This window comes from Haematobacter genomosp. 1 (genome assembly GCF_002196855.1).
Classification (GTDB): domain Bacteria; phylum Pseudomonadota; class Alphaproteobacteria; order Rhodobacterales; family Rhodobacteraceae; genus Haematobacter.
Genome location: NZ_NIPW01000011.1, coordinates 143518 through 168697, shown reverse-complemented (window position 1 = coordinate 168697; position 25180 = coordinate 143518). Strand labels below are relative to the sequence as shown.

Annotated in this window: 22 protein-coding genes; 3 read left to right on the top strand and 19 right to left on the bottom strand. The window is 66.0% G+C overall.

Annotated elements, in window-relative coordinates:
* Window positions 1-98 precede the first annotated feature (98 nt).
* Window positions 99-1265: a CaiB/BaiF CoA transferase family protein gene (locus tag CDV49_RS08980; protein ID WP_088215200.1), complete on the bottom strand. Its 1167-nt coding sequence runs from the start codon at window positions 1263-1265 to the stop codon at window positions 99-101.
* A complete protein-coding gene (locus CDV49_RS08975) occupies window positions 1265-2482 on the bottom strand; it encodes an acyl-CoA dehydrogenase (protein ID WP_373447794.1) in 1218 nt (405 codons plus the stop codon). Before CDV49_RS08975 ends, CDV49_RS08980 begins: the two co-directional genes overlap by 1 nt.
* Window positions 2483-2548: 66 nt before the next feature.
* On the opposite strand from CDV49_RS08975, the gene CDV49_RS08970 reads away from it, so the two are divergent.
* The gene (locus CDV49_RS08970; RefSeq protein WP_256947291.1) at window positions 2549-3469 is read left to right on the top strand and encodes a LysR substrate-binding domain-containing protein; all 921 of its coding nucleotides are present in this window, start codon (window positions 2549-2551) and stop codon (window positions 3467-3469) included.
* A gap of 140 nt (window positions 3470-3609) precedes the next feature.
* On the opposite strand, the gene CDV49_RS08965 is transcribed toward CDV49_RS08970, so the two are convergent.
* The 6 genes from CDV49_RS08965 to CDV49_RS08940 all read right to left on the bottom strand — a co-directional run bounded on the left by CDV49_RS08965 (window position 3610) and on the right by CDV49_RS08940 (window position 9843).
* Window positions 3610-4743 (bottom strand): HlyD family secretion protein, encoded by a 1134-nt coding sequence (locus tag CDV49_RS08965; protein WP_088215198.1) that lies wholly within the window; start codon window positions 4741-4743, stop codon window positions 3610-3612.
* Window positions 4744-4783: 40 nt separating this feature from the next.
* Window positions 4784-6556, bottom strand: a complete 1773-nt coding sequence (locus CDV49_RS08960) for an MFS transporter (protein ID WP_218821924.1) — start codon at window positions 6554-6556, stop codon at window positions 4784-4786.
* A 2-nt stretch (window positions 6557-6558) separates the two neighbouring features.
* Window positions 6559-7029: a MarR family winged helix-turn-helix transcriptional regulator gene (locus tag CDV49_RS08955; RefSeq protein ID WP_179209154.1), complete on the bottom strand. Its 471-nt coding sequence runs from the start codon at window positions 7027-7029 to the stop codon at window positions 6559-6561.
* A 122-nt stretch (window positions 7030-7151) separates the two neighbouring features.
* Window positions 7152-8444, bottom strand: a complete 1293-nt coding sequence (locus tag CDV49_RS08950) for an FAD/NAD(P)-binding protein (RefSeq protein ID WP_179209153.1) — start codon at window positions 8442-8444, stop codon at window positions 7152-7154.
* Window positions 8441-8890: an RrF2 family transcriptional regulator gene (locus CDV49_RS08945; RefSeq protein ID WP_088215251.1), complete on the bottom strand. Its 450-nt coding sequence runs from the start codon at window positions 8888-8890 to the stop codon at window positions 8441-8443. Before CDV49_RS08945 ends, CDV49_RS08950 begins: the two co-directional genes overlap by 4 nt.
* A 62-nt stretch (window positions 8891-8952) precedes the next feature.
* Window positions 8953-9843, bottom strand: a complete 891-nt coding sequence (locus CDV49_RS08940; protein ID WP_088215195.1) for an NAD(P)-dependent oxidoreductase — start codon at window positions 9841-9843, stop codon at window positions 8953-8955.
* A 78-nt stretch (window positions 9844-9921) separates the two neighbouring features.
* Between CDV49_RS08940 and CDV49_RS08935 the strand changes: the two genes are divergently transcribed.
* Window positions 9922-12384 (top strand): penicillin acylase family protein, encoded by a 2463-nt coding sequence (locus CDV49_RS08935; protein WP_088215194.1) that lies wholly within the window; start codon window positions 9922-9924, stop codon window positions 12382-12384.
* A 753-nt stretch (window positions 12385-13137) separates the two neighbouring features.
* Here CDV49_RS08935 and phoB read toward each other — a convergent pair.
* The 8 genes from phoB to CDV49_RS08895 form a co-directional block, all read right to left on the bottom strand.
* Window positions 13138-13824 carry a phosphate regulon transcriptional regulator PhoB gene (phoB, locus tag CDV49_RS08930; protein WP_035713014.1) on the bottom strand — a complete coding sequence of 229 codons (687 nt, stop codon included), beginning with the start codon at window positions 13822-13824 and terminating at the stop codon, window positions 13138-13140.
* Window positions 13821-14540, bottom strand: a complete 720-nt coding sequence (gene phoU / locus CDV49_RS08925) for a phosphate signaling complex protein PhoU (protein ID WP_088215193.1) — start codon at window positions 14538-14540, stop codon at window positions 13821-13823. Before phoU ends, phoB begins: the two co-directional genes overlap by 4 nt.
* 12 nt (window positions 14541-14552) lie before the next feature.
* Window positions 14553-15350, bottom strand: coding sequence for a phosphate ABC transporter ATP-binding protein PstB (gene pstB / locus CDV49_RS08920; RefSeq protein ID WP_088215192.1), 798 nt, complete (start codon window positions 15348-15350; stop codon window positions 14553-14555).
* 12 nt (window positions 15351-15362) lie between these two features.
* On the bottom strand, window positions 15363-16724 hold the full coding sequence (gene pstA / locus CDV49_RS08915) for a phosphate ABC transporter permease PstA (RefSeq protein ID WP_088215191.1): 1362 nt from the start codon (window positions 16722-16724) through the stop codon (window positions 15363-15365).
* A complete protein-coding gene (gene pstC, locus CDV49_RS08910) occupies window positions 16721-17932 on the bottom strand; it encodes a phosphate ABC transporter permease subunit PstC (protein ID WP_088215190.1) in 1212 nt (403 codons plus the stop codon). Before pstC ends, pstA begins: the two co-directional genes overlap by 4 nt.
* A 58-nt stretch (window positions 17933-17990) precedes the next feature.
* Window positions 17991-19016 carry a substrate-binding domain-containing protein gene (locus tag CDV49_RS08905; protein WP_088215189.1) on the bottom strand — a complete coding sequence of 342 codons (1026 nt, stop codon included), beginning with the start codon at window positions 19014-19016 and terminating at the stop codon, window positions 17991-17993.
* Between the two features lie 305 nt (window positions 19017-19321).
* A complete protein-coding gene (locus CDV49_RS08900; RefSeq protein ID WP_088215188.1) occupies window positions 19322-19651 on the bottom strand; it encodes a hypothetical protein in 330 nt (109 codons plus the stop codon).
* A gap of 32 nt (window positions 19652-19683) precedes the next feature.
* Window positions 19684-20745 (bottom strand): sensor histidine kinase, encoded by a 1062-nt coding sequence (locus tag CDV49_RS08895; RefSeq protein ID WP_088215187.1) that lies wholly within the window; start codon window positions 20743-20745, stop codon window positions 19684-19686.
* A gap of 207 nt (window positions 20746-20952) precedes the next feature.
* On the opposite strand from CDV49_RS08895, the gene CDV49_RS08890 reads away from it, so the two are divergent.
* Window positions 20953-21363, top strand: a complete 411-nt coding sequence (locus tag CDV49_RS08890) for a hypothetical protein (RefSeq protein ID WP_088215186.1) — start codon at window positions 20953-20955, stop codon at window positions 21361-21363.
* A 3-nt stretch (window positions 21364-21366) separates the two neighbouring features.
* Here CDV49_RS08890 and betA read toward each other — a convergent pair whose 3' ends face one another.
* The 3 genes from betA to betI are packed head-to-tail and all read right to left on the bottom strand — an operon-like array spanning window position 21367 to window position 25113.
* Window positions 21367-23076, bottom strand: coding sequence for a choline dehydrogenase (gene betA, locus CDV49_RS08885; RefSeq protein ID WP_088215185.1), 1710 nt, complete (start codon window positions 23074-23076; stop codon window positions 21367-21369).
* Between the two features lie 13 nt (window positions 23077-23089).
* Complete coding sequence (gene betB / locus CDV49_RS08880; RefSeq protein ID WP_088215184.1) at window positions 23090-24541, bottom strand: betaine-aldehyde dehydrogenase; 1452 nt, start codon at window positions 24539-24541, stop codon at window positions 23090-23092.
* Window positions 24538-25113 carry a choline-binding transcriptional repressor BetI gene (gene betI, locus CDV49_RS08875; RefSeq protein ID WP_088215183.1) on the bottom strand — a complete coding sequence of 192 codons (576 nt, stop codon included), beginning with the start codon at window positions 25111-25113 and terminating at the stop codon, window positions 24538-24540. The genes betB and betI overlap by 4 nt, the downstream gene beginning before the upstream one ends.
* Between the last annotated feature and the right edge of the window lie 67 nt (window positions 25114-25180).

Sequence of the window (25180 nt, the reverse complement as noted above, 5' to 3'; positions counted from 1 at the left end):
AGCGCCCCCCGGATCCCCCGATCCGCTGCCGGGGAGAGCTGGCAGGTTGCGGAACGGTGACGTCGGGGGTCGCGGGGGGCGTCCCCCGCGCCCGGGTTTCAGCTTTCGGCACCCTGGGACAGGCGCGCGCGGATTGCCGCATCGTCCGCGCCCAGAAGCGGTGACGCCCGGTCGAGCGCCAGATCGCTCGACGAAAAGCTGATCGGCGTCCGAAGGCCGGGAATACCCTCCGCCTCGATCCTCATGCCACGCGCCGCGACCTGCGGATCGGCGAAGACATCCGCCAGCGTGTTGATCGGTCCCGCGGGCACTGTCGCGGTTTCCAGCGCGGCCAGCAGGTCGTCCCGCAACCATTTCCGCGTCGCTGCGGAAATCGCCTCCGTCAGCTCCGCCCGCCGCTCCAGCCGGAGGGCATTCGTCGCATAGGCCGGGTCCGCGCCCAGGTCGGAGCGCCCGATCACATCGCAGAAGCGCCGGAACTGTCCGTCATTGCCGACGGCAAGAATGAACCAGCCATCCGCCACGGGATAGGTCGCATAGGGCGTGATGTTCGGATGCGCATTGCCCATCCGGTGCGGCGCGACACCCGAAACGAAGTAGTTCATCGCCTGGTTGGCCAGCACCCCGGTAAGACAGTCGAAGAGCGCGAGGTCCACGTGCTGCCCCCGCCCCGTCTTCTCCCGCTCCGTCAGCGCGGCCTGAATGCCGATCACCGCATAAAGCCCGGTGAAGATGTCGGCAAAGGCCACGCCGATCTTTTGCGGCTCGCCCGTCGGATCGCCGGTCAGGTCCATGATCCCGGCCATGCCCTGGATCATGAAGTCGTAGCCCGCGCGATTGCGGTAGGGCCCGGTCTGTCCGAAACCGGTGATGGAGGCGTAGATCAGCCGCGGATTGAGCGTGGCGAGGCTTGCGTAATCCAGCCCGTATTTCGCAAGGCCGCCCACCTTGAAGTTCTCGATGACCACATCCGCCTCTGCGATCAGCCGGCGGACGAAATCCAGATCCGCTGGATTGCGGAAATCCGCGATCACGGAGTGCTTGCCCCGGTTGCAGGCGTGGAAATAGGCGGCGGACTGTTCCGACCCGCCGTCGGGCGTCTCCCGGTCGAGGAAGGGCGGGCCCCAGCGGCGCGTGTCGTCACCTTCCGGCGCTTCCACCTTCACCACCTCGGCCCCAAGATCGGCCAGCACCTGACCAGCCCAGGGGCCGGCCAGGATGCGTGCAAGCTCGACGACCTTCAGTCCTTCGAGCGGCGCCCCCATCAGAAGAACGCCTGAAGGCCCGTCTGCGCCCGGCCGAGGATCAGCGCGTGCACGTCATGCGTGCCCTCATAGGTGTTCACCGTCTCGAGGTTCACCATGTGACGGATGACGTGGAACTCCTCGGAGATGCCGTTGCCGCCGTGCATGTCGCGGGCCATCCGGGCGATGTCCAGCGCCTTGCCGCAGTTGTTGCGCTTGATGATGGAGATCATCTCCGGCGCGGCCTGCGCCTCATCCATCAGGCGGCCGACGCGGAGCGACGCTTGAAGGCCCAGCGAAATCTCGGTCATCATGTTGGCGAGCTTCAGCTGGAAGAGCTGCGTCTGCGCCAGCGGCTTGCCGAACTGCTTGCGGTCGAGGCCATATTGCCGTGCCGCGTGCCAGCAGAATTCCGCGGCCCCGAGAGCACCCCAGGAAATGCCGTAGCGCGCGCGGTTCAGGCAACCGAACGGGCCCTTCAGCCCTTCGACATTCGGCAGCAGCGCATCTTCACCGACTTCCACATTGTCCATCACGATCTCGCCGGTGATGGAGGCGCGGAGCGACAGCTTGCCCTGAATTTTCGGAGCCGACAGGCCCTTCATGCCCTTTTCCAGCACGAAGCCGCGGATCTTGCCGCCATGGGCCTCCGACTTTGCCCAGACGACGAACACATCGGCGATGGGGGAGTTGGAAATCCACATCTTCGACCCGATCAGACGATAGCCGCTCTCGGTCTTGATCGCCCGCGTCTTCATGCCGCCGGGGTCGGAACCCGCATCCGGCTCCGTCAGGCCGAAGCAGCCGATCCACTCGCCGGAGGAGAGTTTCGGCAGGTATTTCTTGCGCTGTTCCTCCGACCCGTAGGCATAGATCGGATACATCACCAGCGACGACTGCACCGACATCATGGAGCGGTAGCCCGAATCCACGCGCTCCACCTCACGCGCGACCAGCCCGTAGGAGACATAGCCCGCGCCAAGCCCGCCGTATTCCTCGGGGATCGTCACGCCGAGCAGGCCCGCCTCTCCCATCTCTCGGAAGATCGCCGGGTCGGTATGCTCCTCGGCGAAGGCTTTCTGCACGCGCGGCATCAGCCGGTCCTGCGCGAAGGCATGGGCCGCATCGCGCAGCATCCGCTCCTCCTCCGTCAGCTGCGTCTCCAGCCGGAAGGGGTCATCCCAGGTGAAGGCGGTCAGGTCCGGCGCGTCCTTGGCCTTGAGCTTGGGTTTTTGCATGTCGTTCATGGCGGGTCTCCTCTGCTTGCCGCAGGATCTACTCCTCCCGCGCGAAGGATGCTAACGATGTTTTCTGGCATCCCGATGAGTTTTCCTCATACCATGCGACAATCCTACCTGCCCTCCATCCAGGAGCTCGCCACCTTCGCCGCCTGTGCGCGCACCGGCGCCACGACCCGCGCCGCGGAGGAGCTGAACCTGACGCAGAGCGCCATCAGCCGCTCTCTCAACACGCTGGAAGATCGGCTGGGCGTGCGGCTGTTTCACCGGGTGAAGGGGCGGCTCGTGCTGGCCGATGCGGGGCGGGTGTTTCTGCCGGATGCCGAGCGGCTGCTGGCGGAACTCAATCAGGCGGCCGTTACGGTGATGGCGTTCGGCGGTCATGGCGACGTGATCCGGCTGGCGGTGCTGCCCTCCTTCGGCTCGGCATGGCTGGTGCCCCGGCTTGCGGCATTCCGGGCGCTCCGGCCGGATGTGACCTTCGACATCACCTCGCGCCTGACGCCGGTCGATTTCACCGACGATCCGTTCGATGCGGCGATCCAGCGGGCGGAGCATCGCCCGCCGGATGCCCATGTGGCGGAGCTGATGGAGGAGCAGCTCGTCGTCGTTGCCAGCCCCGCCGTCGTCGCGGGGCCGCTGCCGGATCTGGCCCTCGCCCGCTTGCCGCTTCTTCAGCAGTCCACGCGGCCGACCCTCTGGCTCGACTGGTTCCGCGATGCCGGGCTGGATGTGCGGCCGATCCTGCGGGGCGCGCGGTTCGAGCATTTCGGCATGCTGGTCACGGCGGCAGTTGCCGGCCTTGGCGTCGCGCTGGTGCCCGAGGTGGTGGCGGAGGAGGAGCTGCGCCGCGGCAGGCTGCTCCTCGCCTCGGAACGCAGGCTGCGGGTGGCAAGCCCCTACGCCATCCTCTACCCCGACAGAAGCGCCGCCAACCCGGTGTTCGCGGCGTTCCGCGACTGGCTTTTGGGTGAGGCGCGGTCCTGACAGGTTGCTGACGAGTGGAGCATTGACCCGGGCTTACGTTGAAAGCCAGGACATGGGTCCGGTCGAGAGCTGGTCTTTCAGGCGATCTCCCGAAAAGATCTCCGCCTCAGGGTAATCCCGGAACGCTTTTTCAGCGCCTGCTAGAACAGCGCGCCGCCGATCCCCGTGCCGGGGGTGGCCTCGGCCCCGAGTTCCGATACCTGCTTAGGTGCGGTGGCGGAGTTCTCATCAGGGGTCACGCTGGTATCCACGCTGACCACGACGGAAAGGCCGGGCACGAGGTTCTGTACCAGCGGCTGACCAGGATCGAGTTCGATCCTCACGGGGAGACGCTGGGCCACCTTGGTGAAGTTGCCTGTGGCGTTATCGGTCTTGAGAAGACTGAACTCATTGCCCGTTGCCGGCGCAAAACCCGTGACACGCCCCGTCAGTTCGGCATGGTTCATCGCATCCACCGTGATCCGCGCGGGCTGCCCCACGCGCATTTCGGCAAGCTGCGTCTCCTTCATGTTCGCTACGACCCAAAGCGCCTCCGGCACCAGCGGCATGAGCTGCGTTCCCGCCGACACATACTGCCCCGGCCGCGCGCCCACCTCGCCCACACGGCCATCCTGCGGCGCACGAATTTCGGTATTGTCGAGGTCGATACGGGCGAGTTCCACTGCAGCCTCCGATCCTGTGACAGCGGCCTCCAGCGCCTGACGCGCGACAATCGTGGACTGCACCTTCTGTTTGGCGGTCTCCAGGGCGGCCTCCGCCTGATGCTGGTTGGCGATCGCCTGATCCAGAGCAGCGCGGGTGGTGTCGCCGTCCGCCTGCGTGGCGACGCCCTTGCCCAGCAGCGGGGTGATACGCTCCCAGTTCGCAGTGGCGACCTTCACCGAGGCTTTCGCCCCCTCCAGCGTGGCCTCCGCCGCGTGGACGCTCGCCTCCGCCACGACGCGGTCCTGCGCGTTGGAGGCAAGGCTCGCGCGGGAGGACGCAAGCGCCGCCTCCGCCTGCGCAACCTTCTGGCGGAAGATGCGGTCGTCGATCTTCACCAGCGGCTGGCCGGCCTTCACGGTGTCGAAGTCATGCACGAACACCTCGGCCACATGGCCTGCGATCTGCGGCGCAAGGAACGTCACCTTGGCGCGGGTATAGGCGTTCTCCGTGGTTTCTATGGCGGTGGTGAAGGGCGGCAACTGCCACGCATAGAGCACCAGCCCAATGGCAGCGATGCCGGTGACGAGGGCAATATGCGTGGCGCGGGAACGGATGATTTCATGTGGCATGATAAGATACTCGGATAACTGGGTCAGCGGGGGGGCGGCGTCAGTTCGGCAGCGCCCCGCCCGGGGGCGCCGTCGCAGCCGCACGCCGCCGAAGCCAGGCGTTCAACGCCATGTGCCCCAGCAGAAGCCCCAGTGCGATCAGCGCGATGATCCCCACGATGAGAAACACGTCGTTATAGGCCAGCACCGTCGCCTCCCGCTTGATGACGGAGGAGAGGAGCCGCGTCCCCTCCACCTGCCGTTGCAGGCTGTCGGGAATGACATTGGCGTAGCTGGCGCCGTACTGCTGGATCCGCTGGGCGACCAGAGGGTCCGAAGGCGACATCAGCTCGGACAGGCGGAGCGTGTGCAGGTTCGTCCTGATCGTCACCAGCGTGCCGAAGATGGCGGAGCCGAGCAGACCGCCGATGCTCTGGGTCATGAGAAAGACGATGATGAAGCTCAGGATATAGTTCGGCCCCTTCTTCAGCGCGGACATCAGGCCGCTCGCCATCGCGGGGGGCAGGAACAGCGCCGTGGCATAGGCGATCATCGCCTGGCTCAGGATCAACTGTTCGGGCCGGGTCAGGCTCGTCGCGTGACTGTCCATCAGCGCGCCGGTGGCGATCAGGATGAGGGCCACGACGTGCATCATCTCCTCCCGCCCGGGCTTCAGGATAGCCGCCGACGTCAGCCCGCCCAGCAGCGAGCCCAGAAGGATGATGCCATACATCACCTGCATCTGCGTATTGGACAGGCCGAGCGCGATGAAGAACTGAGGCACGCCGGAGCTTTGTTCGGCCAGCACGATGCGGAACAGAAACAGCGCACAGGCGAAATGGACGATGGCGGGGCTGGTCAGCCAGCGGATATCCAGCAGCGGCGACTTGCGGTTCAGCTCGATCACCGCGGCGGTGGTCAGGCACAGGGCGGAGAGGACCAGAACCCAGCCGATCCATGGCGCCTCCAACCACCAGTAGAGCCGGCCGGTGACCAGCACGACAGCCACGCAGCCGAAGCCGACGGCGATCAGCAGATAACTGACCACATCGCCGCGGCTGATCACATTTGCCCGCGGCATGGGGCCAAGGGGCAGCTTGTACACCAGACCCAGCGCCGCGATGGCGAGCGCCAGTTCCAGCACGGTCAGCGCATGCCACCCGCCCCAGAGTTCGATGAGATAGGGTGACACGATCCGCGCAATGGGTGCGCCGAGCGTGATGTTGGTGAGCGCAAGCGAGAGACCGACGCTCATCTTCTTCTCCGGCGGCATCGGTTCCAGCATGTAGAGGAAGGCGAGGCTCGACATCGGAGAGGCGGCCATCCCGCTCATGAAGCGGACGACAAGCGCCGAATGCAGGTCGGAGATCAGGAAATTCAGCAGCGCGGCGACGACGAAACCCAGAATGGAGATCTCGGCAAAGTTCCTCAGCCCGAACTGGTTCCTGATCTTGATGAGCGCCACGGCGAGAGAGACGTTCGGCGCCATATAGGCGGCCATCAGCCATGTGGCTTCCGTCTGCGTGGCCGACAGGTCGCCCGCGATCTGGGGAATGTTGGCCGACACGAGGTTCATGCCGAAGCTCTGGGTGAGAGACAGAAGCGTCGAGGCGACCATATAGGCCGCGACGAGATGCGGCGGCTTCGGAACGAAAGGGGGCCGCGCCGGTTGCTGCGGCACATCGGAGGCGGTTTGCGGAACCACCTCGGCAGGCTGTGCCCCGGACTGCGCACTTGCGCCGCCTGTGACCGGCTCCCGTGGGGCGGCCTCCGGTTCTGCCGTTCCCTCCGCCTCATCGGGCAGGGCGCGTTTTATGATGGCGAGATCGTTCATGATCAGCCGTCCAGCTTGCCAGAGTCGATGTTCTGCATGATGACACGCAGCACGCGCGTCGCCGTTTCCAGATCGGCAGGAGAAATGCCTTCAAGCATATCTTCCCGCAGACGACGGGAGAAATCGGTCAGCCCGCGCGCCTTCATCCGCGCAGTATCGGTGAGATAGACGTTCTTGACGCGCCGGTCGCTCTCCTGCGCCTCGCGGCGGATGTAGCCCAACTTTTCCAGACCGTCGAGAATGCCCACCATGGAGGGCTGTTCCACCTCCAGCTTGCAGGCAAGCTGGCTCTGGGTCTGGCCGTCCCCCTCGCTCAGCCGCAAAAGGACGCGCGCGCGGGACAGGGTCAGAGCCTGCGCCCGCACGCGGGCATCGAACAGCGTGCGGATCTTGCGACTCACCTTGGTGAGTTCGTCGATGAACCAGGCGTTGCGCTGATCGGCGGGGGTGGGTTTCGTGAGGCTCTGGGGCATGGCCATAAAGACATAGGTGGATAACGATTAGCCACCTATGTATAGGCACCTATGCTTTCCGGCAAGGCCCAGCGCAATATTTTCCGCAGCGCGGCATTCGGCAGGGAATGGTCAGCAGAAGCCTACCCGCAACTAGGCACGAACGAAGCGGCGAGCCGGGCGACCTGCTCCCGGATATCGGGAATCGCCGTGATCTCCCAAAGGGCCGCGCGGCTTGGCGGGCCGACCGCATGGATCGTCTGGGACACTGTCCCGTCCCGCGCGATGAGGGCCCCCTGTGGCGTCACGTCCAGCCCCAGCCGCAGCGGGTCGATCCGCGCCAGCCCGGAGCCGAGCAGCCCCGCGACCAGCGGCGAGGCGGAACGCTCCGGGTCGCGCCTGATCCCCCGGCAGTCTATGACGGCGGCGGTCGCGATCTCCTCTACCCCGCCGCCCGGCAGGCTCAGCCGCGCTGTCCCCGCCACGAGACTCCGCAGCCGCGCGCGCTGCAGCCGCAGCACCCCTTCCGCCATCGCGGCGTCAAGGCGGGCGCGTGAACCGGGCGGCATCCGGTGGCGATGGACATCCCACCAGACCGCCCCATGGCGCAGAAAGACCCGCCGGCCAGCCTCCGGCATGGCCCGCCACAACGTCTGCACCTCCGGCCGCACCGCATCCACAACGCCCCGCCAGTCGCCCCCCGCGGCGACCTCCCGCGCGACGGTGTGGCGGAGCCAGCGCGCGATGGTCGCGGGCCCCTCTCCGACAGGAACGTCATCGGGAAGTGTCGCCGCGCGCGGCGGCTCCTCCAGATGGTGCCTCGACAAAAGACCGCGTCGCGAAATTGCCAGCATTCCGCCGCGATGGCCCGCTTCCAGCAGGCTCAACACCTCATCCACCATGGTCAGCCCCGTGCCGACCAGAAGCACCAGCCCCTCCGGCGTCCCCCCCTCCCGCCACGGCTGGCGCATCCCGGGTTCGGCCTCCGGCACCGCATGACCCGTGGCCAGCACCAGGCGATCCCCGGCCAGCACTTCACCCCCCGCGCAGTGCAGGGTGACGCCCACGCCCTCGCTCTGCGCCGCCACAGCCTCCTGCCGCAGAATGCGGAGACGCGGATCGTCCTGCCACGGCGCGAGCAGATGCTTGAGATAGCGCGCGTAATCCGCTCTCCGCTCGAAAGCGGCAGGGTCCGCCGCGCCTCGTTCGCGCAGCAGCCAGTCCACGAAATCGCCCGGCATGTCGGGGAAAGCGGACATCGCGGCACTTCGGGTGTTCAGCAGATGCGCGGGATCGCGGGTGGAATAGGCAACCCCCTCGCCCACCGTATTCCGCTCCACCAGACTCACCCGGGCGCCCCGGCGCAGAAGCTGCGCGGCGAGGATCGTACCCGTCGCACCGCCGCCTGCGATGAGGATATGCGGGATCCCCGTCATTCGGCCACGAGCTGCCCGAACCGGTCGGGCGTGCGGATGAGGTCGGCAAGCGTCAGGCTTTCCAGCAGGATGAGATACGACCAGAACAGTTCCCCGAAGACCCGGCGGAGACGGCATGTTTCCTCATCCGTGCAATCCTCGCAGCGCTGATAGGCCTTGCGGGACAGACAGGGGAGCGGCGCAATCGGCCCGTCGATGGCGCGGAGCAATTCGCTCAACGCCACGGTTTCCGGGGGTTTGACGAGCATGTAGCCGCCCCGACGCCCGCGCAGGCTCACCACGGTGCCGGTCTTGCGCAGATCGAGCAGGATGTGTTCGAGAAACCGCTTGGGCGTGCCCGCCCGGCGGGCGATCTCCTCGATGGACAGCGGATTATGTCCTCCCTGCCATTCATCGGCGAGCACCATCAGCGCCTTGAGCGCATATTTCATCCGCTGCGTGATCATGCCCCTTGGTAGGCTGGCGCGCGCCGCCGATCAAGCGCGGCACGCGCAACACGGGAGCGGGATCAGCGTTGATCCAGTTCCTCCCGGTCAAATGCCTTCAGCCTGCGCAGGAGGGAGGAAGTATCCCACCGCCCGCCGCCCATCGCCTGCACATCCTTGTAGAACTGATCGACCAGAGCGGTCAGGGGCAGAGGGGCGCCGATCTCGTCGCCGGTCGCGAGACAGATGCCCAGATCCTTGCGCATCCAGTCCACGGCGAAACCGAAGTTGAAACGGTCGTCCAGCATCGAGTCATGCCGGTTGACCATCTGCCATGATCCCGCGGCGCCCTGACTGATGACCTCCACCACCGCGCGCCCGTCAAGGCCCGCCTTCTCCCCGAAGGACAGCGCTTCCGAAAGGCCCTGCACCACACCCGCTATGCAGATCTGGTTCATCATCTTGGCAAGCTGGCCCGAGCCAGTCGGCCCGATCAGGCGGCAGATGCGGGAATAGGCGGCGATCACCGGCTCCGCCCGCGCGAAATCCTCCGGCGCACCGCCGCACATGACGGACAGGATACCGTTTTCGGCTCCCGCCTGCCCGCCTGAGACCGGCGCATCGACGAAAGCGATGGACTGCTCCGCCGCCGCCGCCGCAAGCTCCCGCGTCACCCGCGCAGAGACCGTCGTGTGATCCACAAGCACGCTGCCCGCCGCCATCCCCGCGAAGGCGCCCTCCGGCCCGAGACAGACAGACCGCAGGTCATCGTCATTGCCGACGCAGACCATCACGAATTCGGCACCTTCCGCCGCCGCGGCGGGCGTGCGCGCGGCCTGCCCGCCATAGGTTGCGACCCAGGCGGCCGCCTTGGAATACGTGCGATTATAGACGGTGACCGCATGGCCCGCCTTTGCCAGATGCCGCGCCATCGGCGCCCCCATCACACCCAGACCCAGAAATGCGACCTTCATGTCCCCTCCTCACGATTGCGCGTCTCACCGCTTTGACTTAACTACGGGCTCCATCGCCCGCGTCAACTGAAGGCCCCCATGCTCATCGCATTCCGCTGGCTTGTGCGGATTCTCACAGCGCTGATCCTGGTGACGGCTGCGACGCTCGCGGGCCTTTACTATGTCACGTCCCGCTCCCTGCCCGATTACAGCGCGTCCTACCGGCTTTCGGGCGTGCATCAGCCCATGGAAATCGTGCGCGACACCGCAAGCGTGCCGCATATCTTCGCCAAGACGGATGAGGACGCCTTCTTCGGGCTGGGCTTCGTCCACGCCCAGGACAGGTTGTGGCAGATGACGATTCTGCGCCGCACCGCGCAGGGGCGGCTGTCAGAAGTCTTCGGGGCGCGCACGGTGCGGACCGACGAGTTCATCCGCCGTCTCGACCTTTACGGCTTGGCGCAAGCGTCGTTCGAGGAGCAGGACGAGCCCACGAAACGCGCGCTGGAGGCCTATTCCCGCGGCGTGAACGCCTGGATCGAAACGGTGAACGCGCAGGCTCTGGGACGCGGCGCACCGGAGTTCTTCCTGTTCCCGCCCGAGATCGCCCATTGGCAACCGGCGGATTCGCTGGCGATTCTGAAGCTCATGGCGCTGCAGCTGACCGGCCAGATGGAGCGGGAGGTGCTGCGCGCCCGCACATCGCTGCTGATGCCCGCGAACCGGGTGCAGGACATCCTGCCGGACGTTCCCGGCCCCGGCATCGCCGCCCTGCCGGACTATGCCAGCATCGTGCCGAACGTGACGCCTTCCTATGCCGCGCTGTCGGGGCCGGAGAGCGCCTTCGATCCCGTGCATCCGCAGGTTTTCGCCGGGGCCTCCAATGCCTGGGCGGCGGCGCCCTCCCGCTCCGCGTCGGGGGGCACGCTGCTGGCCAACGATCCGCACCTCAACTTTTCGGCCCCGACGGTGTGGTATCTCGCGCGGCTTGACCTTGCAGGCGGCGGGGTGATCGGCGGGACGATCCCCGGCATCCCGCTGGTGATCGTCGGGCGGAACGCCGATCTGGGCTGGGCGCTGACCTCCTCCTACCTCGACGATCAGGATCTGCATATCGAGCGGCTGAACCCCGAGAACCCGGAGGAATACCTGACTCCCTCGGGCTACAAGAGCTTCGAGACACGCCGCGCGATCCTGTCGATCAAGGACGCGCCCCCCGTCACGCTCACCCTGCGCTGGACGGAGAACGGCCCTGTCCTGCCGGGCTCCCATTACGATCTGGGGACAGTCACGCCGCCCGGCCACGTGATGTCGCTGACCTGGACGGCGCTCACCCCGCATGACCGGACGATGACCGCGGGCCTCCGGCTGATGACCGCGCGTTCCGTTACGGAGGGGCTGGCGGCAGGGGAGCTTTACACCGCGCCTTCGCAGAACCTGATGCTGGCCGATGCCCGTGGCATCGCCATGCAGCTCGTCGGTGCCATGCCCCTGCGCGATGCGGCCCACCAGACGCAGGGCCGGATGCCCAGCCCCGGCTGGATCGCGCAGAACCGCTGGCAGGGGATATTCCCCTATGCGGAGAACCCCCGGTTCGTGGAGCCGGAGGGAGGCATCCTCGGCAATACCAACAACAAGATCATCGACGCCCCCTTCCCCCGGCACGTGAGCTTCGACTGGGGCGACAGCCAGCGCATCGAGCGGTGGAAGCGTCTGATGCAGACACGGGAAGTCCACACGCGGGAGAGCTTCATCGAAGCGCAGCTCGACACGGTGAGCCAGGGCGCGCGCACGCTTCTGCCGCTCATCGGCAAGGATCTGTGGTTCACCGGCGAGCCCGCCGCAGAAGGCACCACCGAACGGCTCCGCCAGAAGGCGCTGAACCTGCTGGCCGAGTGGAACGGGGAGATGAACGAGCATCTGCCCGAGCCGCTGATCTATGCCGCCTGGATGCGGAGCCTGCAGGAAAAGCTCATCCGGGATGAGCTCGGCCCGTTGGCGGACAGCTTCACTCATGCCGATCCGCTGTTCATGGAGCGGGTATTCCGCAACATCGACGGCGCCGGGAAATGGTGCGACATCATCCAGTCCTCCCCGGTGGAGACCTGCACGGACATTGCGCGGATGGCACTGGACGATGCGCTGCTGCGGCTCTCCGAACGCTATGGCCGCAATCTGGAAAGCTGGCGCTGGGGCGACATCCATCAGGCGGCGCATGACCATCCGGTGCTGGGGAACGTGCCGCTGCTGCGCTATCTCGTGAACATCCGGCAGTCCACTTCGGGCGGGGACGATACGCTGATGCGCGGGTTGACCAGCGGCACGGGCAGCAATCCCTATCTCAACGTCCATGGCGCGGGCTATCGCGGGGTCTATGATTTCGCCGACCCTGACAGTTCGGTCTTCATCACGGCGACCGGGCAGTCAGGGCATCCGCTCTCGCGCCACTATGACGATATGGGGGAACTGTGGCGGCGGGGAGAGTATATCCCGATGTCGCTGGACCCGGCCCTTGCCCGCGCTGCCGCCGTGGGGATTACCCGGATAACGCCCACCCCCTGAGCGGGCAACTGGCGTGGGCACATGGCCTGCCGCCGATACCCGCCTGCGCGGAGGGGTATCATCCGCCCTGCGGGCATACCGACCGCGGGCCTGAAGGAAACCTGCACGGGGAGCAGCCGCCATGCGCGCTTGCATATCCACGCGGTAGAAGACTTGGCCGCCCGTCGCCTCAAGATCGCTACACGCGCGCGCATACCCATGCCCTCAGCCGGCTCCCGAAATTCCGGCACAATCGCCATCCGCGCGCGTATACCCACACGCAGGCGGGCAAGGGCGGCCATCGACAATGGACCAATGAAACAAAAGCTTGGTTCGGGGGCTTCAGGCCAGACCCTTTAACACGCTGCTGAAAAAGGTTTTTGGGCTGGTGGTAGAGCGGAAATCGTTCGCAACCTGACGAAATCCGGCCGGAAATCCATATACTTCTGGGCGTTTCCGGGCCGATTTTCCGATCTCCAAGGCATAGGCATAGCACTTCAGGAGGTTTTCAGCAGCCTGTTAAGGCGAGATCTTTCAGCGGTCGATCTGGCTGACCAGCCTGCGGGTCAGCGCCTGCACGGTCTTGCATGATAATATGCCCGCCGATCCGCCCCGTAGCGCGTCAGCCTTGCCCGATCGCCGCGTTCATGGAGGCAGGCAACCCCGTACCTCCGCATAAAATGGCCTGCCAATCCACTCCCTGCAGCGGCTCACCTTGTGGCCGGGTCGCCGCGTTTGTGAAGGCGGGCGACCCTCCCGATACCTCCCAGCGCATTATCCCAGCGCGTAGCCCGCGCCGCGCACGGTGCGCAGGACGTCCTCTCCGCCGTGGATGCCAAGCGCCTTGCGAAGCCTGCCGATATGGACATCCACCGTCCGGGTATCGACATAGATGTCCCGCCCCCAGACCCGGTCCAGCAGCTGCTCCCGGCTCCAGACCCGCCCCGGCTTTTCCATCAGCGTGGAGAGCAGACGGAACTCCGTCGGGCCGAGTTTCAGCAGCTTTTCTTCCCGCCAGACACGGTGGCTCTCCGGGTCGAGCCGGATGCCGCCGAACTCCAGCACCTCGCCCACCGAAGCGGGACGCGTGCGGCGGAGGAGCGCGCGGGCGCGCGCCATGAGCTCCACGATGGAATAGGGTTTGACGACATAGTCGTCTGCGCCGGTTTCCAGCCCGCGCACCCGGTCCACCTCCTCCGAGCGGGCGGAGAGCATGAGGATCGGCAGACTGCGCGTTCCGGGACGGCCCTTCAGCTGACGGCAGACCTCGATGCCGGAGACATTTGGCAGCATCCAGTCCAGCAGCACCAGATCGGGCGCTTCCTCATCCACCAGAAGCAGCGCCTCCTCCCCGTTGGAGGCCGGGATCACCCGGAACCCCTCCGCCTCGAGGTTGTAGGCCAGCACCTCGCGCTGCGAAGGCTCATCCTCCACGAGAAGGACACTCGGCTTCGTGCTCATCCCCGATCCTCCATGATCGGCTGGGCCGATGTCGCATCCGCCTTGGGCCGGTTGTCGGAGGGCATCTCGCCGGTCGCGAGATAGATCACCTGCTCCGCGATGGAGGTGACGTGATCGCCGCAGCGTTCGATGTTCTTGGCGATGAAGTGAAGGTGCATGCAGGCGGTGATGTTGCGCGGATCCTCCATCATATGGGTCAGGAACTCGCGGAACAGCGCGTTGTACATCTGATCCACGTCCTGGTCGCGGTCGCGCACGTCGCGGGCCAGTTCAACATCGCGGTGGATATAGGCGTCGAGCGCATCCTTCAGCATCTGCTCCACCGCCTTGGACATCCGCCGGATGGATCCGGCAGCGCCCGAGATCTGCGGCATCTGGCCGAGCACGACGGATCGCTTGGCGAGGTTCTTCGCATAATCGCCGATCCGCTCCAGATTATTGGAGATCTTGAGCACCGTCAGCACGGTGCGCAGATCGGTGGCGATGGGGGCCCGCATGGCGATGACGCGGGCGGCCTCCAGATTGATCTGCTCCTCAAGCTGATCGACCTGCTTGTCTGTGGCGCGGACATGGGCGGCGAGCTCGTCGTCGCGTTCCTCCAGCGCCTGCACGCTGTCGAGCAACTGCGTCTCGACGATGCCGCCCATCTTCATGATCATCGCCTGGATCGCTTCGAGATCGCGGTCGAAGGCGGACTGGATATGTACCTCAGGCATGGTCGCTCCCGCTCAGCCGATGCGGCCCGAGATGTAGCTCTCGGTCCGGGGGTCTTTCGGATTGGTGAAGATATCCCCGGTCTCGCCGAATTCGACGAGATGGCCGAGATGGAAGAAGGCGGTCTTCTGGCTCACCCGTGCCGCCTGCTGCATGGAGTGGGTCACGATCACGACGGAGAAATTCGCGCGAAGCTCGTCGATCAGTTCCTCGACCTGCGCAGTCGCGATGGGGTCGAGGGCGGAGCACGGTTCGTCCATCAGCAGAACCTCGGGCGAGGTCGCCACCGCCCGCGCGATGCAGAGCCGCTGCTGCTGGCCTCCCGAAAGCCCGGTGCCGGGCGCGGCAAGCCGGTCCTTCACCTCGTTCCAGAGGGCGGCGCGGCGAAGCGACTTCTCCACGATCTCGTCCAGTTCCGCCTTGGACCGGGACAGGCCATGGATGCGGGGCCCATAGGCCACGTTGTCATAGATCGACTTCGGGAAGGGGTTCGGCTTCTGGAACACCATGCCGACCTTTGCCCGGAGCTGCACCGGATCGACGCGCTTGTCGTAGATATCCTCGCTGTCGAGCAGGATCTCCCCCTCCACCCGGCATCCCTGGATCGTGTCGTTCATCCGGTTCAGCGTTCGCAGGAAGGTGGACTTGCCACAACCGGAGGGGCCGATGAAGGCGGTCACCATCCGGTCGCGGATGTCCACGCTCACATCCTTGATCGCGTGGGTATCGCCATAGAAGACCTGGACGTTCCGGGCGGCGATCTTGTTGCTGGTGTCGTCCACCAATCTCTCCGTAATGCGCATGTCGTTCATGAGCTTACTCCGTTACCAGCGGCGTTCGAAGCGCCGACGCAGCACGACGGCCACGATATTCATCACGAGCAGGAAGGCGAGGAGCACGATGATCGCGCCCGAGGCCCGCTCGACGAAGGCGGGGTCCGCCCGTTGGGTCCAGTTGAACACCTGCACCGGCAGGGCGGAGGCAGGATCGAAAAGCCCTTCCGGCGGGGCTGCCGGGAAGTCCCGTACGAAGGCCACCATCCCGATCAGCAGAAGCGGCGCGGTCTCACCCAGTGCCTGCGCCAGACCGATGATCGTCCCCGTGAGGATCCCCGGCATGGCGAGCGGAAGGACGTGGTGGAACACCGCCTGCATCCGGGACGCGCCCACCCCGAGCGCCGCATCGCGGATGGAGGGCGGCACGGCCTTCAGCGCCGCCCGGGTGGATATGATGATCGTCGGCAGCGTCATCAAGGTCAGCACCAGACCGCCCACGATGGGCGCGGATTGCGGCAGGCCGACGAAGTTGATGAAGATCGCAAGGCCAAGGATACCGAACACGATGGAGGGCACCGCGGCGAGGTTGGAGATGTTGACCTCGATCAGATCGGTCCAGCGGTTCTTCGGCGCGAACTCCTCAAGATAGATGGAGGCGGCGACACCGATGGGAAGGGCGAGCACCAGCACGATCAGCATCATGTAGAGCGAGCCCAAGATCGCGATCCCCAGTCCGGCGCTTTCGGGGCGCTGGTCGGAGGCGTCGGAGCCGGTGATGAAGGAGGGGTTGAACTTCAACTCCAGCAGCCCTGCATCGCGCAACGCGGCGGCGAGCTGCAGCTGCCCCGGTGTGACCATGCTGTCCGTCTCCGCCGTCTCGCGCGTCACGCGGCCCTTCATATAGCCGTCGATGCGCCCGTTCGCGAGAACGTCGAAGGACACGTCGGTGCCGATGACCTCCGGGTTGGCGAGCACATGGTTGCGGAGCTGCGCGGCGGCGTCTCGGGAAATGATGCCGGCGGCTTCCTTTTCCGACAGCCCGTCGATGGCGATGCCGCGAGCGGCCAGCGCCTCCCGCATCGCCCGCTCGATCAGCGGCGCATAACCGAAGGTCGTGACCTTTGCGATGGCGGCAGGGTCGCGCGCCCCCGAAGGGTCGAGCTTGTCGGCGTCAAGATGAACCGTCAGTTCGACATAGGTCTGGCGGAAGGAGGAAAGGCCATTGCCGAGCACGGATGTCAGCAGCCCGACAAGCGCCAGCACGCCCAGCAGACAGGCGATGAGGCCATAGGAGCGGAACCGCGCCTCCGCCGCGTTCCGGCGGCGCGTCCGCGCATCCTGCTTCAGAAGGGAACGCTGGGTGCTCTCGCGGCGCGGCGCGGGCGTCGATCCGGCGGTTGCGTCGGTCATTCGTATTGCTCCCGGTATTTGCGCACGATGTGGAGCGCGAGCACATTGAGCCCCAGCGTCATCACGAAGAGCGTCAGACCCAGCGCGAAAGCCACCAGCGTTTCGGGCGAGGCGAAATCGGTGTCGCCGGTCAGCTGGCTGACGATCTTGACCGTGACGGTGGTCATCGCCTCGAACGGGTTGAGCGACATCTGCGCAGCCGCCCCCGCTCCCAGAACGACGATCATGGTCTCACCGATGGCGCGGGAGGTGGCGAGCAGCACCGCCCCCACGATCCCCGGCAGCGCCGCGGGCAGCACGACCTGCCGGATGGTTTCCGACTTCGTCGCGCCAAGCCCGAAGGAGCCGTCGCGCAGGCTCTGCGGCACCGCGTTCATGATGTCGTCGGAGAGCGAGGAGACAAAGGGGATCAGCATGACCCCCATCACCAGCCCCGCCGTCATCACCGAAGAGCCGGACGTGCCAAGCCCGGTCGGCTGGGCGATCCAGTCGCGCAGCAGCGGCCCGACGGTGATCAGGGCGAAAAGGCCATAAACAATGGTCGGGATGCCTGCGAGAATCTCGATCAGCGGCTTGGCCACCGACCGGAAGGGCTTGGAGGCGTATTCCGACATGTAGATCGCCGCGAACAGCCCGATCGGAACCGCTACGGCCAGCGCGATGAAGGAAATGTAAAGGGTGCCCCACAGCAGCGGCAGGATGCCAAGCTGGCTCTGCCCGTGGAAGGCGGGCGCCCAGGTCAGGGAGAAGAAGAAGTCCTGCCAGGGGTATTGGCTGAAGAAGTTCATCGTCTCGAACAACATCGACAGGACGATGCCCAGCGTCGTCAGGATGGCGATCGTGGAGGCGAGGATCAGCATGAGGAGGGAGAACCGCTCCACCACGTTCCGCGCGCGGAAGTCAGGCGAGACGCGCTTCAGCGACAGGGCAAGACCGGCAAGGGAGAGCAGGACGGTGATGACCACGACGACGGTGAAACCCTGCCCCCGCGCCCCGTCGCCCGCCGCCAGCAGGGGAAGCGCCAGCAGCCCCACCAGCAGCCACAGCAGCGCGGGGACAGCGGTGGACAGCGCCACGAACCAGCCGTGGAAGGCGGGTAGCGAATGCAGCATCCGGGAGTCGGGACTGCTCAACGCCCGACCGCGGCCGAGCAGAAAGCCCGCCGCGGCGAGGGCCAGCACGATGAGGATAATCCAGGGGAGGGACATGGCGCGCGTTCGAGCCTCTGAAAGGAAGGAGGGCGGCTCGCGCCGCCCTGTCCGGGTGTCAGTTCATCGCCGCCTGGGACGCGACGGCGGCCTGCGTGTCGGCCAGTTTCGGATCGGGCACAAGCCCGTATTGCGCGAGCGGACCGCCCGGACCCGCAATGTCGTCCGAGACGAAGAACTCCGCAAATTCCAGCAGGCCGGGGATCTGGCCGATGTGCTGCTTCTTCACGTAAAAGAACAGCGGGCGGGAAACCGGGTATTCGCCGGTGGAGATCGATTCCACCGAAGGAACGATCCCGTCCATCGTGGCGACCTTCAGCGTATTGGTGTTCTGCTCGTAGAACGACAGGCCGAACACGCCGATCCCGGCCTTGTTGGACTGGATGCGGGCCAGCGTCTCGGTATAGTCGCCGTCGATGTCAACGGAGCGGCCATCGGTGCGCAGGGTGGTGCAGGCCTTCAGCGCCTCATCCTTGCCAAGGGCATCCGTCATCGCCTTCAGCGCGCCGGTGGCCTCGCAGCCCTCCTGGATGACCTTCTCGATGAAGACCTCCCGCGTGCCGTGCTTGGTGCCCGGGACATAGGCCACGATCTCCTGCTTGGCGAAGGCCGGGTTGACCTGATCCCAGCTGGAAACCGTATTGGCAACCAGCTTGCCGTCCACGAAGGTCTGCGCGGCCAGTGCCTTGTACCAGTCGGCGGGGGTGAAGGCGAAGTCCTGCGCGGAACGGTCGGAGGCGAAAACGATCCCGTCGTAACCGATGCGCACTTCCATGATCTCGGTCACGCCGTTGGCCTTGCAGGTCTCGACCTCGGCCGGACGGATCGGACGGGAGGAGTTGGCGATGTCGATGGTATTGTCAGCCACGCCCTCGCAGAACTGCTTCAGGCCTGCGGAAGAACCGCCGGATTGCACGACCGGGGTCTTGAAGTCGAAGTTCTCGCCAAAAGCCTCGGCCACGATCGACGCATAGGGGAGAACGGTGGAGGATCCGGCCACCTGAACGACATCACGTGCGGAGGCGGCACAAGCCCCGGCCGCGATTATCGCGACGACGGAGGCAGTGTTACGGACGATGGACATGGAAAACTCCTGTTAGCCCGATCAATATGGCGACCGCCGTGAAGCGACCTTCCGCAGGTCTCCTAAGACCAGGATGCGACCACTATGTGACACAAGAGTAACAGTTTCATGACATCGCCAAAAGCAGGGGAGCGTTCTGGCACAGGCGGGTCCCCCGACCCACGAAATAACGGGGGAGACCCACTCCCTCTGAACCCGGTTCCGCGAGGTTTACCGGACAGGGGTATTCTTCATGAAGGGCGCGGAAACCAGCAGGTTTTTAAGCCGCTCCCCCGAGGGCACCGTTTCCACACCAATCCGTTCGATCAGCAGTCAGGCGCAACCTTCTTGACGCCCATGAGGTCTAACCCGGAGGCGGTCTTCGGCTGCCAGGTTTTCGATTCCGGCAAAGCGCCCGCAGGCACCGTTCCGGTATTGGAGCCGCCCGTACCGCCGCTCCAACCCGTAGAACCGGCATTCCCCGGTGCGGTGCCGCTGGATGGCCCCTGCGCCACACCCGTTGCCGGTTGTGCCACACCGCCCTCGCACTCTCCGGCCGTGCCGACCTTCGGTGTCTCCACGGCGGCCTGCGCCGCAAGGATCGCAGGACTGAAGATCAGGGTGGCGGCAAGCAGGCTGCTTCGGATGATGGACATGCGAACTCTCCCCAATTTGAGATAACGCCCTCTCAGCTCTCCGGTTCCATGCTGTCTGATCTGGGCAGCAGGACGGTGAATCGGCTTCCCTCCCCCTTCCGGCTTTCGATCTTCAGGCGGCCCCGGTGACGGTTGACGATATGCTTCACGATCGCAAGGCCAAGCCCGGTCCCGCCCTTCTCGCGGGAGCGGTGACTGTCCACACGGTAGAACCGCTCTGTCAGGCGCGGCAGGTGGAGGTCATCTATCCCCTCTCCCCGGTCGATCACGTCGATCCGCGCAACCGGTCTTTTCAGCACCGGGTCGCGCGACTGGCCCGAAAGCGCCACCGTCACGCGACCCGGGCCGCCATATTTCAGCGCGTTCTCGATGAGGTTGGTAAGCACCTGCGTCAGCTGGTCAGCGTCTCCCGGCGCGGTAAGCGGCTCGGCGGCGCCGGTCAGCTCGATCTCCGCGCCCGCCGCTTCCGCCACCGGCCGGAGGCTGGCCGCCGCGGAACGCACGAGCGCGGCGAGATCGACCGGTGCGGTCGGCCGGACGCGCTCCTCCGATTCCACGCGCGTGAGCGACAGCAGATCCGCGACGAGCCGGTTCATCCGCTCCGCCTCCCGCGCCATGATGGACAGGAACCGCTCCCGCGCCGCCGCGTCATCCCGCGCCGCCCCGCGAAGTGTTTCGATGAAGCCGAGAAGCGCCGTCAGCGGCGTGCGCATCTCATGGCTGACATTGGCGACGAAGTCGCGCCGGATGCGGCTCGCCTGCTCCACATCCGTGATCTCCTCCAGCGAGACGAGCACCCGCCTGTCCAATACGGGCGTGGTCACCACCCGGAACGAGCGGTCGAGCGACGGACCGGCGATGAGCATTCGGCCCTGTGTCTCCCGCCCGGTCCGGCGCGTGGCCTCGATACAACTCGTCACGGCAGGCTGCCGGATCACGGTGAGGTAATGACGCGCCTCGACCGCCAGCCCGAACAGGCGGACCGCCGCGTCATTGGTGGCCAGGATCCGGTCCGCCTCATCGATCAGCAGGAGGGGAATCGGCACGCCCGCGACCAGCGATTTCAGGGCCTCGTCCGCCGTCGCGCTGCTCATTGTTTTAATCCTTTCGCTGCTTTAAACGACGCTCACGCCTGTGTGACGCGCGCGAATCGACATCGCAAGTCGCTCCCGAACATCTCCGCTCAGAAATTGCTTGTATCGCTCACATTATCGAGAATACTTTTGCGTGTGACCCACACAAGGGTTTAAACCTTTGGATGTGCAGTCTTTTGGCAGGGCAGATGACATGGTAACTTTCGAATGAGCTGCCTGTCCGCGGCGCCTGATTGGCTCAAGCAGCCAAAAGACGCGATCGGACCCGAATCCGATCGGCTTTTGCTGGTTGAGCCCGGCCCCTCGCTCGCACCGCTCATCCAGCAGTTCCCCGGCGGCGTTTCCATGATCTACTGCCGGTTCACGACGATCAGCCCGGAATTCGTCCGCCGCATCGCGCCGGATTGCATCCTGTCCCCCATCGTCGCCCGCCAGTTCGATATCGTCGATCTCGTTCGCCTGCTGGATCGGTGCAACTATCGGGGCTCCGTCGTCGCCGTGACTGACCCGCTGCCCGCCCCGACCATGGTGCTGAGCGAGTTGCGCCGGTTCAACCGACGCCTCGACATGAGCCTTCTGGAGCTCGCCTCCGCCGGAGGCCGCCGACTGCACACCTGAGGCTCACCGCTGGGATGTCTGCCACGCGGGATTTACCCACGGTTCCGCGTTGGAGGGCGGCAAGGGCACCCGGCCCAGCAGGTGATCCGCGGCCTTTTCCCCGACCATGATCGACGGGGCGTTGAGATTGCCGTTCGTGATGCGCGGGAAGATGGAACTGTCGGCAACGCGCAGCCCCTCCACACCGATCACCCGGCACTCCGGGTCCACCACCGCCATCGGATCCTCCGCCCGCCCCATCCGCGCCGTGCCGCAGGGGTGATAGGCGCTTTCCACATGCGCGCGCAGAAAGGCGTCCAGCTCCGCGTCGCTGTCCACGGCCGGGCCGGGCTGCAGCTCCGCCTTCACATGGGGGGTCATGGCGGGCTGGCCGAAGATCTCGCGGGTGAGCCGGATGGCCCTGCGGAAGTCGCGCCAGTCCTCGTCTTTCGACATGTAGTTGAAGCGGATGCGAGGCGGTTCCGCCGGGTCGGCGGAGCGCAGGGTGACCTCCCCCCGGCTGCCGGACCGCATCGGCCCCACATGGACCTGAAACCCGTGCCCCTCCGCAACCGCCTTGCCATCGTAGCGCACGGCGAGCGGCAGGAAGTGGTACTGGATGTCGGGATAATCCACCCCGGCGGCTGAACGGATGAAGCCACAGGCCTCGAACTGATTCGACGCCCCCGGCCCGGTGCGGGTGAAAAGCCAGCGCGCCCCGACATAGGCCTTGCCCAGCAGGTTCCAGTACCGGAACAGCGTGATGGGCCGGGCGGCCGCATATTGCATGTAGATCTCGAGGTGATCCTGGAGGTTCTGCCCCACCCCCCGCCGGTCCGCGACCACCGGCAGGCCGAGGGCCGAGAGCGCCGGAGCAGGCCCGATGCCGGAGAGCATCAGCAGCTTCGGCGTATTGATGGAGGAGGCGGCCAGCACCACTTCCCGCCGCGCCCGGATCACTTCCGTGCGTCCATGGCGCTGAAGCTCCACCCCCACCGCACGGCGCCCCTCGAACACCACGCGCCGGGCAAAGCCCCGCACGAGCCGGACATTGGGACGGCGCAGGGCGGGTTTCAGATAGGCATTCGCCGCCGACCAGCGCCGCCCGCGCCAGATCGTCGCCTCCATCGCGCCGAACCCCTCCTGCTGGCGGCCGTTGTAGTCCGCCGTCACGGGATATCCCGCCTCGGCACCCGCTTCGACAAAGGCGTCGAACAGCGGGTTTTCCCGAGACCCGCGCGTGACATGCAGCGGGCCGGAGGCGCCCCGGAACGCGTCCGGCTCTCCGCCGTGCCATGTCTCCATCCGGCGGAAATAGGGCAGCACATCGGCATAGGCCCAACCGTCCGCGCCGGAATCGCGCCAGTGATCGAAGTCCTTCGCATGACCGCGCACAAAGACCATGCCGTTGATGGAGGACGAGCCTCCGATCACCTTGCCCCGCGGCACGGCAAGCTTGCGCCCGGCCAGATGCGGCTCCGGCTCCGACTGGAACCCCCAGTCATAGCGCGACATGTTCATCGGGTAGGACAGCGCGCCGGGCATCTGGATGAACGGCCCGGCGTCGGTTCCGCCGAACTCGATCACGATGACGCTCGCCCCCGCCTCAGACAGCCGGTAAGCCATGGCGGAGCCGGCGGAACCCGCGCCCACGATGACGAAATCCGCCGTCTCACCGCCGTCGCCGTTCTTCAGGAAACGGCCACCCACACCGCCCGGAATGCCGCCGGTCATAATGCGCTCTCCTTCAATACGGGGCTTCGACGGGTCCGAGCCCGACATAGACGGATTTGATCTGGGTATAATGCTCCACTGCCGCGCGGCCGTTCTCCCGCCCCACGCCGGAGAGCTTCATGCCGCCGAACGGTGCCTCCACCGGGGTCAGGTTGTAGGCGTTGATCCAGCAGGTGCCTGCCTCGAACCCCGCCGCCATCCTGTGCGCCCGCGTCATGTCGGCGGTGAACACCCCCGCCGCAAGACCATAGGGCGTGGCATTGGCGCGGGTGAGCGCCTCCTCCTCCGTCTCGAAGTCCAGGACAGCCATGACGGGGCCGAAGACTTCCTCCCGCGCCAGCGTCATCCCGTCGGTGACCCCGGCGAAGACGGTCGGTTCCACAAAAAGCCCCGCATTGCCCCATTGCCGCCCGCCGGTCACGAGCTGCGCGCCCTCCGCCTCCGCGCGGGCGATATAGCCCATCACCTTGTCGAACTGGGCCTGCGAGACGAGCGGCCCCATCTGCGTCGCCTCATCCAGCGGATCGCCGAGCAGGATCGCCCTGCTCCGCCGCACAAGCCGGTCGAGAAACGCCTCTCGCACGGATTTCTGCACGAAGACCCGCGTGCCATTGGAGCAGATCTGGCCGGAGGAATAGAAATTCCCCAGCATCGCCGCGCCGACCGCGCTGTCCAGGTCGGCATCCTCGAACACCACGAGCGGGGATTTCCCGCCCAGCTCCATCGTGACGGAGCGGATACCCTCCGCCGCCGCGGCATAGACCTTGGCGCCCGTCGCGACGGAGCCGGTCAGGGAAACCTTGTCCACCCGCGGATCCGTCACCAGCGCAGCCCCCACCGCGCCCCGCCCCTGCACGACGTTGAAAAGGCCGGGCGGCAGGCCCGCCTCGATGAGGATCTCCGCCAGTTTCAGCGCGCCAAGCGGTGTCGTCTCGGAGGGCTTGAAGACCATCGCATTGCCAAGGGCCAGCGCGGGTGCGGCCTTCCAGCAGGCGATCTGCGTGGGGTAGTTCCATGCGCCGATGCCGACGCAGACCCCGACCGGCTCCCGCCGGGTATAGACGAAATCCTGCCCGAGCGGGATCGTCTCGCCCGTCACGGTCGGTGCGAGGCCCGCGAAATACTCCAGCGCATCCGCCCCGCTCGTCGCATCGGCGACGAGGGTTTCCTGAATGGGCTTGCCCGTATCCAGCGTCTCCAGTTCGGAAAGCGCGCGATTCCGCTCCCGCATGATCTGTGCGGCGCGGTGGAGGATGCGCCCCCGCTCCACCGGGCGGAGCACGGCCCAGTCGCGCTGTGCCCGCCGCGCGGCATTCAGCGCGCGGTCGAGGATCGCGGGCGTTGCCTCATGCAGGCGGGCAATGACTTCGCCGGTTGCCGGATAGATCACATCGACGGGCGCGCCCGAGGTATCCTCGACAAAGGCGCCGTCGATGAAATGGCTTGCTTGGGGCTGTGCCCTCATCCTGCAATCTCCTTTTCCAGATGCCCCATGACGGCCCGCGTCGCCTCCGCCCCGTCAGGCGTCCCTTCGCCCAGCGCCTCGCGCAGATAGACCCCGTCGATCATCGCGCCGATGGCATAGGCCGCTTCCTCCGCCCGCTCACCCACCAGCGGCCGCAGCTCACGCAGCAAGTTGGAATGCAGCCTACGACGGTAGATGTTCAGCAGGCGCCGCGCTTCCGCGCTGTTCTGAGCGAGCACGTAGAAGTTCAGCCAGGCATTCACCGTCTCACGCTGAAAGCTCGTCGGCGAAAAACCGGCCGAGACGATGGCGTCCAGCCGGGCGCGCGGCGCATCAGCCCCGGCCAGCGCCGCGCGGACCTCTACACCATAGCTGGTCAGCACGAACCGCATGGCGGCGAGAAAGATCCGCTCCTTGCTGCCGAAGTAATGGAGCGCCAGCGCCGAGGAGACGCCCGCCCGCCGCGCGATCTGCGCCACGGTCGCGTCGAGCCCCCCTACGCCTCCGATCTCCGCTATGGTCGCTTTTACCAGCGCGGCCCTTCGAATAGGCTCCATTCCACGTTTCGGCATGTTGACACCTCTGCTCACCGGCGTACAACTACGCGCATCATGATTGAATAGTCAATCAACAACAAAT